At 55.3% G+C, this 17,345-nt stretch carries 9 protein-coding genes; 7 read left to right on the top strand and 2 right to left on the bottom strand.

Features of this window, described 5'->3' with window-relative positions:
- Positions 1–31 precede the first annotated feature (31 nt).
- Entirely contained in the window at positions 32–3,454 is a 3,423-nt protein-coding gene (locus ACTJIK_RS17150; protein ID WP_440648287.1) for a HEAT repeat domain-containing protein, read from the top strand.
- Between the two features lie 105 nt (positions 3,455–3,559).
- Here ACTJIK_RS17150 and ACTJIK_RS17145 read toward each other — a convergent pair whose 3' ends face one another.
- Both ACTJIK_RS17145 and ACTJIK_RS17140 read right to left on the bottom strand, forming a co-directional pair.
- A complete protein-coding gene (locus ACTJIK_RS17145) occupies positions 3,560–3,934 on the bottom strand; it encodes a DUF7878 domain-containing protein (protein WP_440648285.1) in 375 nt (124 codons plus the stop codon).
- A gap of 166 nt (positions 3,935–4,100) precedes the next feature.
- A complete protein-coding gene (locus ACTJIK_RS17140) occupies positions 4,101–6,506 on the bottom strand; it encodes a TonB-dependent siderophore receptor (protein ID WP_440648283.1) in 2,406 nt (801 codons plus the stop codon).
- 300 nt (positions 6,507–6,806) lie between these two features.
- Between ACTJIK_RS17140 and ACTJIK_RS17135 the strand changes: the two genes are divergently transcribed.
- The 6 genes from ACTJIK_RS17135 to ACTJIK_RS17110 all read left to right on the top strand — a co-directional run bounded on the left by ACTJIK_RS17135 (position 6,807) and on the right by ACTJIK_RS17110 (position 17,344).
- The gene (locus ACTJIK_RS17135) at positions 6,807–7,379 is read left to right on the top strand and encodes an RNA polymerase sigma-70 factor (RefSeq protein WP_440648281.1); all 573 of its coding nucleotides are present in this window, start codon (positions 6,807–6,809) and stop codon (positions 7,377–7,379) included.
- A gap of 140 nt (positions 7,380–7,519) precedes the next feature.
- Complete coding sequence (locus tag ACTJIK_RS17130; protein ID WP_440648279.1) at positions 7,520–8,623, top strand: FecR family protein; 1,104 nt, start codon at positions 7,520–7,522, stop codon at positions 8,621–8,623.
- Positions 8,624–8,821: 198 nt separating this feature from the next.
- The gene (locus ACTJIK_RS17125) at positions 8,822–12,112 is read left to right on the top strand and encodes a SusC/RagA family TonB-linked outer membrane protein (protein ID WP_440648277.1); all 3,291 of its coding nucleotides are present in this window, start codon (positions 8,822–8,824) and stop codon (positions 12,110–12,112) included.
- Positions 12,113–12,130: 18 nt separating this feature from the next.
- The gene (locus ACTJIK_RS17120; RefSeq protein WP_440648275.1) at positions 12,131–13,771 is read left to right on the top strand and encodes a RagB/SusD family nutrient uptake outer membrane protein; all 1,641 of its coding nucleotides are present in this window, start codon (positions 12,131–12,133) and stop codon (positions 13,769–13,771) included.
- Positions 13,772–13,810: 39 nt separating this feature from the next.
- On the top strand, positions 13,811–15,937 hold the full coding sequence (locus ACTJIK_RS17115; protein WP_440648273.1) for a WD40/YVTN/BNR-like repeat-containing protein: 2,127 nt from the start codon (positions 13,811–13,813) through the stop codon (positions 15,935–15,937).
- A 3-nt stretch (positions 15,938–15,940) separates the two neighbouring features.
- Positions 15,941–17,344 carry an arylsulfatase gene (locus ACTJIK_RS17110; protein WP_440648272.1) on the top strand — a complete coding sequence of 468 codons (1,404 nt, stop codon included), beginning with the start codon at positions 15,941–15,943 and terminating at the stop codon, positions 17,342–17,344.
- Position 17,345 lies beyond the last annotated feature (1 nt).

Raw genomic sequence — 17,345 nt, 5'->3', positions numbered from 1 at the left:
TAAAGCCCTTAAGTCAAAACAGTAAATTACAATGGTTAAAAGCTCCACGTTGCAGAGAAAGCTGTATGCTCTCTACTTTATTTCATTACCAATAGCGGCAGCATGCCTGCCAGGCTGCAAGCAGCCTACCGCTGAAGAAAGGCGCATCAAACTGATGGATTCCGCCTTCACCGCACGGTTCGCAGATTCTATCACCGCGACCGTAAAGCCTGAACTGGCCGAAGGCCTTTCCCTCAAGCTCTGGGGTATTGATTCCCTGGTGATATCGCCCATCGCGATCGATATAGACGATCATGGAAGGTTGTATTATACCACCACCAACCGCCAGAACCATTCCGAGTTCGATATCCGCGGGCACCGCGACTGGGAGATTCCCTCCATCAGCCTGCAAACGGTGGAAGACCGCCGCGCCTTCCTGCATAAAGAGCTGTCTCCCGAAAACAGCGCCCGCAACAAATGGCTGGAAGACCTGAACGGCGACAGCTCTCACGACTGGCGCGACCTGGCCGTTGAAAAAGACAATGTTTTCCGCCTCGAAGACCTGAACGGCGACGGCGTGGCCGACCAGTCGCAGCTGGTGGTGGATGATTTTAATAATGAAGTGGATGATGTGGCCGGCGGCGTGCTGGCAGACGGGGACGACCTGTACGTGGCCATTGCGCCCGATCTCTGGAAAATGAAAGACAAGAACGGCGATGGCATTGCCGATGAAAAGACCTCCCTTTCGCATGGCTACGGCATTCACATCGGTTTCAGCGGGCATGGCATGAGCGGTGTTGAAATGGGGCCTGATGGCAGGATCTACTGGCAGATCGGCGACATCGGTTTTAACGGCACCGGGCCTGACGGGCAAAAGTGGGAACATCCCAACAGCGGCGTAATAGCCCGCTCCAACCCCGATGGCAGCGACTTTGAAGTATTTGCCTACGGCAACCGCAATACCCACGAGTTCGTGTTCGACGAATATGCGAACCTCATCAGCGAAGACAACGACGGCGACCATCCCGGTGAAAAAGAACGGCTGGTGTACGTGGTGAACGGCGCGGACATTGGCTGGCGCAGCAACTGGCAGTACGGCAAATACCGCGACCCGCTGAACAATAATTATAAAGTATGGATGGACGAAAAAATGTACCTGCCCCGCTGGGAAGGCCAGGCTGCCTACATCACGCCCTGCATCAGCAATTTCGTGAGCGGCCCCGCCGGCATGGTGTACAATCCCGGTACCGCGCTGAGCCCCGAGTATAAGAACACTTTCTTTATCGCCGAATTTGTGGGAAGCCCCTTCAGTTCAGGCATTCATAGTTTCAAATTAAATCCCAGGGGCGCAAGCTTCGAGCTGGGCGACCACAAAAAAGTACTGGGCGGCGTATTGCCCACTGGGCTTGATTTTGGTCCAGACGGCGCATTATACGTGGCAGATTGGATAGAGGGCTGGGATACGCATAAATATGGCCGCATCTGGAAGCTGGACGACAAGAATGCAGCGGGCTCGGCTATACGAAAAGAAGTGAAGGAATTGCTGGCGGCCGATTTCAGCAAACGTAAAGAAGCCGACCTGGGCGCATTGCTGAAAAATCCTGATATGCGCGTGAGGATGAAAGCCCAGTTTGAGCTGGTAAAACGCGGCGAAAAAGGAGCGGAGGTACTGAAACAAAGCTTGCAATCAAAGGATCACCAGCTGAGCCGGGTGCATGCCATCTGGGGCATCAGCCAGCTGGCGCGAAAAGATAAACAATACGCCGCCGCGCTGCTGCCCGCGCTGAAAGACAGCGATCCCGAAATACGTGCGCAGGCCGCCAAATGGCTGGGCGACATCAAATACCGCGAAGCAGGCGCCGCGCTGGTACCTGTGCTGAAAGACACTGCCAGCCGTGCGCGTTTCTTTGCCGCCGAAGCTTTGGGCAGAATTCAATATGAGCCTGCCATTCAGCCCATCATCAGCATGCTCGAGCAGAACAACGATGTGGACGCATACCTCCGCCATGCCGGCAGCCTTGCGCTGGCGAGGATCGGCAAGGCAGAACCGGTGGTTGCATTATCGAAAAGCCCTTCCAGGGCGCTGAGAATTGCGGCGGTAGTGGCTTTGAGAAGAATGAACCATCCGGGTATTGCGGCGTTCCTGCAGGACCAGGATGAGTTCGTGGTAACAGAAACCGCCCGCGCCATCAACGACGATCTTTCCATTAAAGACGCATTACCGGCGCTGGCAGGGCTGCTCAATACTACGCCATTCACCAACGAAGCGCTGCTGCGCCGCGTGATCAGCGCCAACCTGCGTGTAGGCAATGATGCGGCACTGCAGGCCCTCACGGATTTTTCGCTGAACGATAAGAACCCTGACACTATGCGCGCGGAAGCCGTGGAAGTGATCAGCGTCTGGGCCAAACCTTCCGTGCTGGACAGGGTGGATGGCCGCCTGCGTGGTCCCGTGGAAAGGGATCCTGCCATGGTAGCCGGTAAATCGGCCGAAGCATTGACCGCTTTGCTCAAAAACAGATCCACCATCGTACGCTTAAGCGCCGCCAAAGCCATACAGCAGCTCAACATCAAATCCGCCGCTGCGGCGCTGCTGGCCTCGCTGCAAACGGACCGCGACCCGGCCGTGCGATCCGCCTCGCTGAAAGCGCTGGTGGTATTGAACGACCCGCTGGTGGAAAAAGGCATCCGGCATGCGCTGGCGGATAAAGAGAAATCCGTTCGCGTAACCGGGCTGGACCTCATGGAGAAAATGGACATCCCGAAAGATGTAATGGTGAACCTGCTCAGCAATGTAATTGCCACGCGCACCAGGGAAGAGCAGCAGGCCGCTGTGGTCACGCTGGGCAAGCTGCCGGTGGACAACAGCGGGAAGGCCATCGAAGCCCTGCTGGACAAAATGGCCGCGGGCAAGCTGAGCCCCGATATATACCTGGAACTGGGTGAGGCCATAGACAGCACGGGCTCCGGCCAGCTGGCCGCGCGTTACAAAGAGATCAGCGGCAAACTGAGCACCGATGACGTGATGGCTTCTTACGCCAGCAGCCTCCAGGGGGGCGACCCGCAGCGGGGCAGGCAGATATTTTACCGCAACCAGAACGCCCAGTGCATGAAATGCCATGCTTACGACGACCGCGGCGGCAATGCCGGCCCGCGCCTGAACGGCGTGGCCAACCGCCTTACCCGCGAGCAGATACTCGAATCGATCATTTCGCCGAGCTCCCGGCTGGCGCCGGGCTTTGGCATGGTTACGCTGGAGCTGAAAGACGGTAAAAAAATGAGCGGCGTGGTGAAAGGAGAAACCAAAACCGGCCTGAAGATCAAGGACGGCCTGGCGCCTGAAAAGGAAATTGCCAATGCGGACATCGCGAAGAAAACCTTTTCGCCTTCTTCCATGCCTGATATGAAAGCAGTGCTTTCCAAGAAGGAGATCCGCGACCTGGTGAGCTTCCTCGCTGAAGCGAAGGATGAATAAGGATGTGAATGAGCTATCCATAAAAAAGAGGAGTTGACTGTATGTCAACTCCTCTTTTGTTTTCAATATTTTGACGGGTTCGTTTGCCCGTTACAGTTATTTGTCCTATTTCCTGAGCGTTTTTTCCAGTTCGGCAAGGAAAGCCCCGAAGGCCGCGGCGATGGCTTCTTCTTTCACCGGCGGGAAATCCCCCTTTTCCGCCCTGGCGGAGCTGAACCGGTAGAGCCCTGCCTCCGGCGCCTTTTCGATGCTGAGTACGGCTTCTTCCCGGTTCATGGGAAGGTAGGCGGAAGTTTGGGCCGAATGATCGTCCAGCCAGCGTTGTGCAAACCCCGCAAAGTCCAGCAGGAGCGTGCGGGGCAGGCTGGTGAATAATTTATCGTGCAGGTAAACCTGCATGTCGCCCTCCAGGTATGCTAACGCATCCAGGCCCGTATCAGCGGTGGGTGTATCGGTAATGCTGAAGGTAATTTTTACCATATGCCGGCAAAGCTATTAATAAATTGCAAGATCAATAAAAATGGTTAAAGGTGCCCGGCTGGCCTTTTAGCCCCGGAAGATGTCGCATTCTCCCATTCAAGATACAAAAAAGCCGTATGAAACAGCTGGTTCATACGGCTTTTCTGCAAAAAGTTGAGGGAATTACCTAGAACTTATAGGCAAAGCTGCAGGCGAAATTCCGCCTTCTCTGCGGGTTTACGGACCAGTAGCCGATGTAATAGGTTTCGTTGGTGATATTGTTCACGTTGAGGGTGAAACGGAAATGATCCGCGTTGTAGAAAACGCTTGCGTTCAGCAGGGCGTAGCTGGGCAGGAAGAACTGGCCGGTCTTGCTGTTGTCTATCACCAGGTATTCGCTGGCGTAGTTGCCGCCCAGGCCCAGGCCGAAGTTGCGGAGGGAGCCGTTGCTGAACTTGTAGGTAGCCCAGAGGTTGGCAAGGTCCTGCGGGCCCTGACCGCCTATAACACGGCCTACTTCCGCATAGAAATCATCCCCGTTGCCTTCCAGCACCTCGGTTTTATTATGGCTGTAACCTGCCAGGAGGTTCAGGCCCTGTACCGGCTGGGCAGTCAGCTCCACCTCAAAGCCTTTGCTGCCTACCTTGCCGCCCTGGACGGGCGTTGCGTTAACAGGGTAGAGCACCCTGTCGGAAACTTTAATGTCATAATAAGAAAAGGTGGCCTGGAGCTTGTCGGAGAATAAGTTCGTTTTCACACCTGCTTCCCACTGGTTGGCCTGTTCAGGCTTAAAGGCCTTGAATTCTCCTGTGGGAGTGCCGCCATTGAGCACACTTTTGGGAGATACGTTAATGAACGCGTTCATATAGTTCGCAAAAACTGACACCTTGTTCAATACCGGCTGGAATACCAGGCCAAACTTGGGCGACAGGGCGAACTGGTCGTATTCATCTCCCTTGGTTTCTTCTTTGCCGTCGCCGGGGGTATAAAAGTAATCCGCTCTCAGGCTGGCCATTACGCTCAGGGCCGGGGTGATGTTGAGCACATCGGAGGCGTAAGCGCTGTAGGAGCTGTTCTCATTATGGGCGAGGGTTGCGGGAAGGGTTGCAATGAGGTTGCCTACCGATTCTTTGGTCAGGAAGATCGGGTTGTCCGGGTCCGCTTCCTGCACATCCCCCCAGGGAGTGACCCTCCGGATAGTGCCTCCGCCGGAGCTGTTATCTGAAATGTTGCGGTGGTAGAAGTCGAGGCCCACCAACACCCTGTTACGCAGGCTGCCGATCTTGAAATCGCCGTTAAAGTTCTGCTGGATGTCCGTTGTTGTTACGGTCTGGTCCTGGTTCGTCACTGTCTGATCGAACCATTCGTCTCCGCCGGCATTATCCCAGATATACATATAAATACCGTTGGACCTTACATTCGCGCGGGATACCACGGTCTGGGAGGTCCACTGGCCGGACAGCTTATATACCATCTGGCCCTGTATGTTGAAGCGCGGGTTACGGATGGTCAGGTCGTTGCTGGTAAAGGACAATTTGTCGTTCAGCCCCAGTTCCTGCATATTCTTGAACACGAGCGGGGTGGCGCGGTCTGAATGGAAGAATACCGGAGGAACGGCCCTTTCTTCTTCCAGTAACTCCGCCATCAGGGTAAAGGTCAGCCGGTCGCTCATTTCATAGGTCAATGCGGGGGATATGAAGAATGACTTCTTAAAGCCTGCGTCCTGGAAGTGGTTTTCAGAGTGATAGGCGGCATTCACGCGCAGCGCGATCTTTTCGGTTTTGCTCAGCGGCGTGTTTACGTCCGCGGTAACCCTGTTCAGTCCATAGCTGCCGAAAGTATAGGCCACTTCGCCGCCGAAATTGAAATAAGGTTTTTTGGTCACGGTATTGATCATTCCGCCGTAGCTATATACAGAACCGCCGAACAGGGTGCCTGATGGTCCTTTGATGACCTCGATGGATTCCACATTGGCAGGGTCCATATTGCCGCTTACGATGCCGGGAAGGCCGTTGGAAAGGGCAGGCTGTGCGTCAAAGCCCCTCAGCGCGAAATAAGTGGCGCCGTCTGTAGCGCGGCCGGTGGATTCCCAGGTACGGGTGATGCCGGGTATGTTGCGCATCGCATCGTCGTAGGTGGTGATGTTCTGCTGCTTCATGATCTCGGAGGAAACCGTGTTGTACACCTGCGGGTTCTCCAGGTTCTTCAGCGGCATTTTCGCCACGATGTTGTTCTCTTTCGTCGGGGATTTGGTGGAGATGATCACTTCCTGCAACTGGGCGGAATTGGCATTCAGCACAAAATCGACCTGTTGCGTTTCGCCCGCCGCCACGCTGATCTGCTTCACCTGTGAGGCAACAGATACGGCGGAAACCTTGAGGTTCCAGGCGCCCGGTTTTACATTCTTTATGAGGTATTCTCCGTTTTCGTTGGTAATTGCGCCCCATTTGGTCTGCTCTATCCTTACCGTCACATTCGCGGCGGGTTTACCGTCGCTGGTGGTGATGGTGCCTTTCACGAAGGCGGTGCCCTGCGCAAATAACGCGGTGACAGAAAACAGGAAGGTGCAAATGAGTAGTAGCCTTTTGGTCATTGGTTGTCGTACTTATGGTGTAAAATAAGAGACGGCAAAGGTCCGGCGACGAAAAGGGAATGATTTTCGAATTTGGGAAAATTTTTGAAGAGGTGGGGTAAATGACATTGATGTGACATGAACCAGGCGGGATATCCTTATTTTTTTCATGGTCAAACCTATAAATTTGTTCCGCAAACTGATCACCAAAATTATCCCCGGTATTTTCCGGCCACGTTGTTTTCACTGCTTACAGTTTACTTTCATTTCACATTGAGTTAATATTGATTCCGGATATTGCACACCAGACCAATCAACTTTATGTTGGATTCACTCACTAAAGCCTTTACCGATCTTATTGCGGAAAACAGGGAAAGCGAAGCGTACCAGCTGCTCTACAGGCATTACCATGCCACGCTGCTGGACTTTTCGGCCGCCTACCTGAAGGCCCGCGAACCGGCGGAAGAGATCGTGAACGATGTGCTGCTGAAGGTCTGGCAGATGAAAGGCAATATCGTGCAGATCAGCAATCTCCGCGCTTATCTTTTCACCGCCGTCCGGAACGCCTCGCTGGATCAGCTGGCCCGCCTGAAACGCGAGCAGCGCCTGCTTTCCGATATCCCCCTGCGCGACATGGCCACAGACGATCCCGAGAGCCTGGTGATATCTATGGAGCTGTACGACTGCATCCGCAACGCCATCAACGCCCTGCCGCCCCGCTGCCGCCAGATCTACGAAATGGTGCGGCTGGAAGGGATGCGCAACAAAGACGTTTCCGAAAAACTGAACATCTCCGTTAACACCATCGACGTGCAGCTGGCCATTGCCCTGAAGCGGCTGGTAAATGCGGTGAGCTCATTCAATAAGGAACGTACGCTTTCCAAAGAAGTCTGAAATTCAGCAACGGTCAAATCCTCACCCAAAGCGGGATTCCCGCCTCCAAAAAAAAATCTTCGCTTTTTTTTGTTTCCCCTTAGTAGAATGGAACGGCTTTCCGGTCTTATTGGAAACCGGTACACTTACCGGCATCCATTATGAACCAAATGAAAGATTCCAACAGGATATGGGTATTGATGGGCAGGCAGCTGTCCCACTCCATTACACCTGCAGAAGAACAGGAATTAAAAGAACTGCTCACGCAGGACCCCGAGCTTTGGTATTCCTATGAACTCATCCAGGCGGTGAACAACCTGGATAACGTGACCAATGAATTTATAGACGAGATCAAACAGTTGCTGGACGGCCCTGCCGAACCGGAAAAACTCAATGCCATCCTGAACAGCAGGCTGGAAGACGTGCGGGGAGAGGAGTCGGAACCGGTGCGAGTGAGGAGATACAGGCCTTTTGTACGCATCGCCGCCGTGGTAGCGGGCCTGGCGGCTATTACCTGGGCCGGGCTCACTTTCCTGAAACCGTCAGGGCTGGCGCTCGTGCAGCAGGGTATGAACGAGATCGTGGCGCCGCATGGCTCCAAAACGCAGATCACGCTGGCCGATGGCACGGAGATATGGCTGAACGCGGGCAGCAGGCTTACCTATCCCAAGAATTTCAGTCTCGAACACCGCGAAGTATCGCTGGAAGGGGAGGCTTTCTTCAAAGTAAAACACAACGACCTGCATGCATTCGTAGTGCACACGCAGGAGGCGGATATACGGGACCTCGGCACTTCCTTTAACGTAAAAGCCTACGCAGGCGGCGCCACCACCGAAACCACGCTCATTGAAGGCGCGCTGGAAGTGTCCCTCAAAAAAGACCCTTCCCGGAAAATAAGGATGAAGCCGAACGAAAAGCTGGTGCTGCGCAATGCCGCGCCGGAAGCGGAAAACACAACCGCGGAAGAGCCCGCGCCTGAAATGAAACTGACCGCCGTGGTGCCGTTCACACAAACGAACGATATCGTGGAAACCGCCTGGGTGGACAATAAGCTCATTTTCCGCGACGAACGGTTTGAAGACCTCGCGGCCATGATGGAAAAGCGTTACAACGTATCCATCATCATCCAAAACGAAGAAGTGAAAGATTACCAGCTCACGGGCATATTCAAGAACGAAAGCATAGAAGAAGCGCTGCAGCTATTGCAGGTGATCGCACCGTTTAAATACAGCATACAACATGAAAAGGTCATCATTAACAAATAGGCGGGGAGCCGGGTAACCGGTTGCCGTAAACAGAAAGAGGAATGCGTCAACATCCCCCTTTCTTTATACTGATTTTTATTTGGAAGTGCAGGTGAGACTGGCGGCTTCCAAAAACCAATAAAAGCTAAAAGTATGAAAAAAAATCTACTTAATGGTTCGCTATGCCATTATGTGAATGTCAAGCAAATTGAAAGAACTATGCGACTGACGCTATTGGCTGTTTTTCTATTTTGCATGCAGTTGTCTGCCAAGGTGTATTCCCAGAAAGACATGAAGCTTTCGCTGAATGTTAAAGAAGTAAAGCTTTCCAACGCACTGTTAAAGATCGAATCGGCCACCGGCTGCCGTTTTTTCTATAATTCGAAAGAGCCGGCCCTGAAAAGGACCGTGTCTTATACCAGCAATGGCGTGCAGAAGCTCGGCGATGTACTCGCCGCGCTGCTGGCCACTTCCAACCTGAATTACAAAGTTTTGTCAGACAGTGTGATCGCCATTACCGCCTCGCCCGACCAGCAGTTCCTTTCCATCAGGGGCGTGGTGAAGGATAACAAAGGCACCCTGCTGCCCGGCGTGACCATCCTCGTAAAAGGCACTACCAGCGGCACCGTTACCAATCCTGAAGGCCGTTTTGAGTTGAACGCCCCGGAAGACGCCGTGCTGGTGGTTTCCTATGTCGGTTTCCAGACGCGTGAACTGCCGGTGAACGGCAAAACTTTGTTCGACATCGTATTGGAAGAAGAACTGAAGGGACTGAACGAAGTGATCGTTGTAGGTTACGGCACACAAAAGAAAGCGTCTACCACCGCCGCCATTTCCACGCTCAAAGGGCAGGACATTGCGCGCACGCCCGTAGCCAATGTGAACAACAGCATCGCGGGCAGGGTGTCCGGCGTACTGGCCTTCCAGGGCAGCGGCGAACCCGGTGCGGACGCGGCCAGCCTCAGGGTGAGGGGCGTTGGCACCACCGGCTCCAGGAACGGCGCGCTGACCATCGTGGATGGTGTGCCGAGGCCTTTTTCACAGATCAACCCGAACGAGATCGAAAGCTTTACCGTGCTGAAAGACGCCGCGGCCATTGCGCCTTACGGTCTTGCCGGCGCCAACGGCGTAGTGCTCATCACCACCAAACGCGGCAAACAGGGTAAGGTAGAGCTCGGCTTCAACACCTGGTACGGTGTGCAAAGGCCCACCCAATACCCCAAATACCTGGATTCCTACGGCTTTGCCAGCACGCTCAACGCCGCCAACAAAAACGCGGGCCTGCCGCCGGCGTATTCGGAAGAGCAGCTGCAGAAATATAAAGACGGCTCCGATCCGGACCATTACCCGAACAGCGACTGGCTGGGCGACGTGATCGATTTCAACGCGCCGATGACCTCGCAGAACCTCACGTTCTCCGGCGGTTCAGACAAAGTGCGCTTCTTCAGCTCGCTCGGCCACCTCTACCAGCAAGGCTCCGTGGATGTGATCAAATACCGCCGTTACAACCTTGCTTCCAACGTGGACGTGAACGCCACCAAAAACACGGTTATATCGCTGGACGTGAAAGGAACCCTGGAAGTGACGGACAATCCCGGCTCCACGAGCGGCACCGGCATTTATACATCCGTTACCAAAAATCCCCCGCTGCTGGTCAACCAGCTGAAATTCAGCAATGGCCTTCCCGGCAACGGCCTGCTGCCTTCCATCTACGAAAGCGGCTACAACCGTCGGAAAGGCAATATGCTGTTCACACAATTATCCATCGAACAGGCGATACCCTTTGTGCCGGGCCTTTCGCTGAAAGCCGTTGGCGCCTACGACAAGAACTACAACACCGGCAAACAGTGGCAGCTGCCTTACAGCATCTGGTCGCTGAACGCGCAGGACGAGTTCGTGGAAACCAAAGCCGGCGTGCCTTCGCCGCAGCTGAGCCAGGATTTCGACGAAGCGGTGAACACCACGCTGCAGGGCTATATCACCTACAAACAAACTTTCGGTAAACATAACGTGAACGTGCTGGGCGTGGCCGAGCTGCGCCAGGGAGACAATAATACCTTCGGCGCTTCCCGCCTCAACTACCAGGTTACGCTCGATGAGCTGTCGCTCGGCAGCTCCTCCAAAACAGACCTGGACAACAGCGGCTCTTCCGGCTCTTACAAGCAGCTGGGCTTCGTGTACAGGCTCGGTTATGATTACGCGCAGAAATACCTGGTGGAATTTTCCGGCCGCTACGACGGGCATTATTTCTTTGCGCCCGGCAAAAGGTTCGCGTTTTTTCCGGCCTTCTCGCTCGGCTGGAGGCTGTCTGAAGAACACTTCATCAAAGACAATTACAAATGGATCGATAACCTGAAGCTGCGCGCCTCTTACGGCATTTCCGGCAACCTGGCGGGCGCTCCCTTCCAGTACCTGAGCAGCTACGGGCTGAACAGCAGCTACGGCTTCGGCGGCACACAGTTCACACAGGTGCAGGGCGTGTTCGAAAGGAACGAATCCAACCCCAACATTACCTGGGAGACCGCGAAGAAAGCGGACATCGGCATCGAGGGGATGTTCCTGCAGGGAAAGATCGGCATCGAGCTGGACTTCTTCAAAGAACGCCGCAGCGACATGCTCGTGGCGCCTAACGCCGTAGTGCCTGTTGAATATGGCATCGGTATTTCGCAGGTGAATGCCGGCATCATGGACAACCAGGGCTTTGACTTTTCCGTGAACACCAACCATGCTTTCAACAATGGCATTACGCTTGGCGGGGGGCTGAATTTCTCTTACGCAAAGAATAAACTGGTGGAAACCTTTGAGAACGCCGCCACGAAGAACAACCCGAACCGCAGCCGTACCGGCCGCCCGCTGGACACACAGTTCGGCCTGCAGGCCATCGGCTTTTTCCAGTCGCAGGAAGAAATAGATGCCGCGCCCAAACAGTTCGGCACCCTGCGCCCCGGCGATATCCGGTATGCGGACATCAACGGCGATAAAAAGATCACGGACGACGACCAGGTGGTGATCGGCGATCCCGCCTTCCCGCAGGTGATCTTCGGCATCAACCTCAACGCGGGCTGGAAAGGCATAGACCTCAGCATGCTGTGGCAGGGCGCCACGCAAAGCAGCTTCCAGCTTACCAACGAAGCCTCCCTTCCTTTCTTCAACGGCGCGAAAATATTTGAAGAACAGCTGGACTACTGGACGCCGGAGAACAGGAACGCCAAATACCCGGTGATCATGCCTTCGCCCAGTACCAACAGCCAGCAGGTGTCTTCTTTCTGGCAGAAAGACGGGTCTTATATCAGGCTGAAAAACATAGAGCTGGGCTATTCGCTGCCTGTGAACGTGATGAGCAGGCTGAGGATGTCCAATATCCGCCTTTACCTCGCCGCGCAGAACCTGCTCACTTTCTCCGCCGAAAAATATCTCGATCCCGAGATCGGCGTGAGCAGCGCCAGCAAAAGAGCCCGGTATTATTTCCAGCAGAAGGTGCTCTCCTTCGGATTAAACGTCAATTTCTAACCAGAAAAACCAACGGACATGAAACTCAGGAAACTATTCTATATAGCAGGCTGCTGCATAATGCTCGCTTCCTGCGACAATTCGCTCGATATTGAACCTACGGACCAGCTCACCGACGCATCTGTCTGGAAAACGCCCACCAACGCCGGCCTGTTCCTCAACGATATTTACAACAACCTGAACCCCGGCCCGCAAAGCACCGTGTTCACCAACCTGCCTTCGGAGATCAGTAACGACCCGCTGGACAATTTTTCCGACAACAGCATCAGCGGCCCGCTTGCAGGCATTCCTTCGTACGAGAACTTTGCGCAGGGCTCTTACGGTCCGTCCACGCCCATATTCACGCCGCACTGGAAGAACATGTACGCCAATATCCGCAAGTGCAATGTGTTCATCAAGAACGTGTCCGCTTCCGGCTTCGACGAGGCCACCAAAAAAGGCTTGCTGGCACAGGCGAAATTCCTGCGCGCGTACTTCTACAAATCCCTGATGGACATCTACGGCGGCGTGCCCCTCATTACTATTCCTTTAAACCAGGCGGAGCAGGGCGATGCGATCTTTTACCCGCGCAATACCTGGGAAGAATGCGTGGCATTTATCCAGAAGGAATGCGAAGAAGCCGCTGCGGACCTTCCGCTGAAAGTGGCCGCCAAAGACGCCGGGAGGGCTACCAAAGGCGCGGCATGGGCGCTGAAAGGCGAAACCGAGCTGTATGCATCCAAATGGGCCGACGCGGCAGCCACCCACAAAAAGATCATGGAATCCGGCGCCGGTTACGACCTGTATCCCGATTACGGCGCGCTGTTCCTGCCCGCCAATGAGAACAACGTGGAAGTGATCTTCGACATCCAGTATGCCGCCAATATCAGGGGCAACATCAAGGAAAAATACTGGAACCCCGTGAAAGTGAGCGACGGCGGCGGCTGGGGCGCGGTGAACCCCACGCAGAACCTGGTGGACGACTACGAATTCCTGGACGGGAAAACCGAAGCGGAAGGCTCCGCGCTCTTCGACCCTGAGAACCCGTACAACAACCGCGACAAACGTTTTGCCGCCACCATCATCTACGACGGTTCCCCCTGGAAAAGCGGCGTCATCTACACCCGGCTGGGCGTGGCCAACAACCCCAACGAGCTGGATGCATCCGGCGCGGGCGGCAAAGGCCGTACCGGCTATTTCATGAAAAAGGCCGTGGACCCCGCCGTGGTGCCGGGCAACAGCAGCGGGGGCAATTCCATTATCTGGCGTTATGCCGAAGTGCTGCTGAATTATGCCGAAGCGCAGAACGAAGCCGTAGGGCCAGATGAAAGCGTATACGCCGCCATCAAAAAAGTAAGGCTGAGGGCCGGCCTGCCGGAACTTCCCGCCAACCTCACCAAAGACCAGATGCGTGCGCGGATCAGGCGGGAGAGAAGGGTGGAGCTTGCTTTTGAAGGCAAACGTTTCTCAGACATCCGCCGCTGGAAAACAGCAGAAGCCATCTTTGCACAACCGCTCCGCGCCATGAAGATCACCCTGGCTGGCGGCAAACCCGTATATGAAAAAGTAAATGCAGGCGGCGGAAAGATTGCGTTCGACGCGTCTAAGAACTACCTCATGCCTATTCCTCAAAGCGTTATCGCACAAAACACGAAGATCAGACAGAACCCGAACTATTGATTTGAAAACCACTATTCAATAACCTCCAAAGTTTGTTTTATGAAAATTTCCGCGACTATCGTGGCGGCCATTGGCATGGCCATCCTCGGCGCATACTCATGCAAAAAAATGAGTGAAAAACTGGAAAAGGAAGTGCTGGACGGCAAGCGCTCCGGCGTTTCGTCCACACTCGGAATGGTATCCTACAACTGGAACAGCGTAGCCATCGGCGGCGGCGGTTATGTGACGGGTATGGCCATCCACCCTACACAAAGCAACCGCATGTACATCCGCACAGACGTGGGCGGCGCGTACAAATGGGACGGCACCAACCAGCGCTGGGTGCAGCTGCTGGACGGTATCAGCACCATACGGGTAGACGGTATGGCGCTGGACGCCAACGCGCCTGACCGTGTGTATTTTGCGCTCAACGACGGCGTGTACCGCTCCGACGACCTGGGTCAGAACTGGTCCAAAGTATTTTCCACCACCTACGACGGCAACGGCGACCTCCGCTGGGTGGGAGAATGCCTGGCCGTGGATTCCCTTACCAGCACGGTGGTTTACGCAGGCACCCGTACAGACGGCCTGTACCGCAGCACCAACACCGGCGGCGCATGGACCAAGATCACTTCCGTGCCCAACGGCACAAAGGGCGTCCGCAGCGTGGTGGTGGACCCGTCCACCAGCGTGAGCGGCCGCTCCGCAAAAGTGTATGCGGGCATTCCCGGCACCGGCATTTACCGCAGTACAGACGGTGGCACCACCTTCTCGGCCATGACCGGCGCGCCCGTCAACCCCAACCGCATGGTGGTAATGGGCGGCAAGCTATACGTAGCCCACGGCACCGGCGTTACCGTGTGGAACGGCAGCACATGGACAGACATTACGCCCTCCGGCGGAACGAACAAAAACTATTGCGGCATCGCGGTGGAATCTTACGATCATAACAAGATCGCCGTATGCCAGCGCTACTCTTCTTTCAATAATCCTTTGTACCGCTCTTCCAACGGCGGAACGAGCTGGGAGCAGCTAAACACTGCCGCCCTGCCCATTGTAAAAACAATAGAGGCTCCCTGGTGGCCCAACAGCTGGTTCTCCAGCGCCACGTCCTGCCTGGCCTTTGATCCATTGCATCACGGAGATCTTTATTATACCGACTGGTTCGGCGTATGGTTCAGCTCCAATGCATGGGCGGCAGGCTCAGTGGCCTTCACCACCCGCATCAAGGGCGATGAGGAAACCGTTGTGCTCACCCTCGCTTCCCCTCCGGGCGGCGTGCCGCTGTATTCAGGCGTGGCAGATGTGTTCGGCTTCCGGCACGACAATGTGGATGCTTATCCTTCGGCAAGACTGTACAACATCAACGAAGGCTTCAGCATCGCGTACTGCGAATCGTCTCCCGCCAACATCGCCATCCTGGGCGCTTCCGGCAACGACGGCACCGGCACCATCCTCGCTACTTCCACCAACAGCGGTACCTCATGGACCACGCGCACATTGCCTTCCGGCGTAAAGCTCGGCCGCATCTGCATTTCGTCCACCAATCCCGATAAGATGGTGTACATCGCAGGCGGCAGCCCCGGCGGCGGCGTGTATTACAGCACCAACCGCGGCAGCAGCTGGACGGCCTCAACCGGCGCGCCCACCGGCGCGGTGAATGCCATCGACGTGTGGAGCAAAGACTTTTCCATCACCGCAGATTGCGTGGACGGCAACAAGTTCTACATTTACAAAACCGGCTTCCTCTACGCTTCGACAGATGGCGGCGCCACCTGGGCGCAGCAGAACGCCACGGCCATCCCCAACAAAAATTCCTACCTGTTCGTTGCCGCAAGGCCGGGAACAGCGAATGAAGTATGGGTAAGCCTCGACGGGAACGGTCTTTACAAAACCACCAACGGCGGCACCACCTTCAGTAAGGTGACGGCGCTCACCACCTGTACCGCTTTTTCCTGGGGTGCGCCAGCATCCGGCAGCACCACGCCCACACTGTTCGCCTACGGCACCGTTGGCGGTATCAAAGGGCTGTACCGCTCTACGGACCTGGGCGTGAGCTGGGACCAGATAGACAACGGCACGCAGAAATTCCCGGCAGGCGTAAAAGCGCTGGCCGGCGACAGGACCGTGTTCGGTAAAGTGTATGTGGGCACAGGCGGCCGCGGAGTGTTATATGGACAACCATAAACCATGCATACAAAAAGATCCTTTTTAAAAGGATGCGGTATCATTTTGCTGGCCGGGCTTGGCTTTTCCGGCGCATCCGCGGGCTCGCCCGCGGATGAACGGCCCAATATCATACTCATATTGGCAGACGATATGGGGTATGGCGACCTGGGTTGTTACGGCCAGCAGATGATCCGCACTCCCAACATCGACGCGCTTGCGCGCAGCGGCATCCGCTTCACCGGCCATTACACCGGCAGCACCGTATGTGCACCATCCCGCGAGGCAATGCTCACCGGTAAACATACCGGCCACACCGCGATACGCGGCAACTTCCTGACGGACGAAAAGGAAGACCCGCCTATGCCCGGGGAAAAGGTGACCGTTGCCGAGCTGCTGAAAGGCGCCGGCTACCGCACCGGCCTGGTCGGCAAATGGGGGCTGGGAGGGGAGCAGTACGGGCCTGAAAAGCAGGGCTTCGACTATTGTTACGGCTACCTGGACCAGATACAGGCCCACAACTATTATCCGCCCTTCCTTTACGAGAACGGCATTAAAGTAATGCTACCTGAAAATGCGGACGGGAAAGAAGGCGCTTACAGTCATCACCTGTTCGTGGAAAAGACCATGCGCTTCCTGGACGGCAGTAAAAAAGAACAGCCTTTTTTCCTTTACCTGCCTTACACCATCCCGCACGGCAAGCATGTGATACCGGATAACTCCGCGTATGCGGACAAGAACTGGCCGGAGCAGCTGAAAAACTACGCCGCCATGATCTCCCTGCTGGACGCGGATATCGGCCGCATCATGAAAGTGCTGCAAGAGAAAGGGCTGGACAAAAATACGCTGATCATTTTCACCAGCGACAACGGTGCCAACCCGGCCTTTGCGAAATTCTTCAAAAGCAACGGCGCTTCAAGAGGGCAGAAGACCAGTCTTTACGAAGGCGGCATCCGCGGCCCGCTGATCGCCAGCTGGCCCGGTAAGATCGCACCGGGAACGGTTTCCACGCAGCCTACCGCCGCATGGGACCTGCTGCCTACCATTTGCGATGCGGCAGGCATTAAAGCCCCTGCGGATATCGATGGTATTTCGTTGTATAACCGGCTGCTGGGGAAACCTGTGGTAAAAGAGCATTCGTATTTTTACTGGGAATTTTATGTGTACAACTACGGCTGGAACAAACCCGGCGGCGCGCTGCCGCGCAACTGGCTGGACAGTCGGGCTGTGCGCCTTGGTAAATGGAAGGCCGTGGTGAAAAGCACGCCGGACGGGAAGAACGAGCCGCCCGAGCTGTACGATCTTGAAAAGGACGCTTCGGAAACGACCAACGTGGCCGCGGCGAACCCCGCCATCGTGAAGGAGATGCAACAGATCATGACGGCCGCCACCCGCGAGGACGCGCCTTATTTTCCATATAAAAAATAAC

It is taken from the genome of Chitinophaga sp. 22620 (assembly GCF_052044405.1).
GTDB lineage: Bacteria > Bacteroidota > Bacteroidia > Chitinophagales > Chitinophagaceae > Chitinophaga.
This window is presented reverse-complemented; position numbering and strand designations above follow the sequence as displayed.

Excerpts from the sequence above, each read along its gene's own strand:
- ACTJIK_RS17150 (WP_440648287.1), top strand. The coding sequence starts at position 32 with ATGGTTAAAAGCTCCACGTTGCAGAGAAAGCTGTATGCTCTCTACTTT.
- ACTJIK_RS17145 (WP_440648285.1), bottom strand. The coding sequence starts at position 3,934 with ATGGTAAAAATTACCTTCAGCATTACCGATACACCCACCGCTGATACG.
- ACTJIK_RS17140 (WP_440648283.1), bottom strand. The coding sequence starts at position 6,506 with ATGACCAAAAGGCTACTACTCATTTGCACCTTCCTGTTTTCTGTCACC.
- ACTJIK_RS17135 (WP_440648281.1), top strand. The coding sequence starts at position 6,807 with ATGTTGGATTCACTCACTAAAGCCTTTACCGATCTTATTGCGGAAAAC.
- ACTJIK_RS17130 (WP_440648279.1), top strand. The coding sequence starts at position 7,520 with ATGAACCAAATGAAAGATTCCAACAGGATATGGGTATTGATGGGCAGG.
- ACTJIK_RS17125 (WP_440648277.1), top strand. The coding sequence starts at position 8,822 with ATGCGACTGACGCTATTGGCTGTTTTTCTATTTTGCATGCAGTTGTCT.
- ACTJIK_RS17120 (WP_440648275.1), top strand. The coding sequence starts at position 12,131 with ATGAAACTCAGGAAACTATTCTATATAGCAGGCTGCTGCATAATGCTC.
- ACTJIK_RS17115 (WP_440648273.1), top strand. The coding sequence starts at position 13,811 with ATGAAAATTTCCGCGACTATCGTGGCGGCCATTGGCATGGCCATCCTC.
- ACTJIK_RS17110 (WP_440648272.1), top strand. The coding sequence starts at position 15,941 with ATGCATACAAAAAGATCCTTTTTAAAAGGATGCGGTATCATTTTGCTG.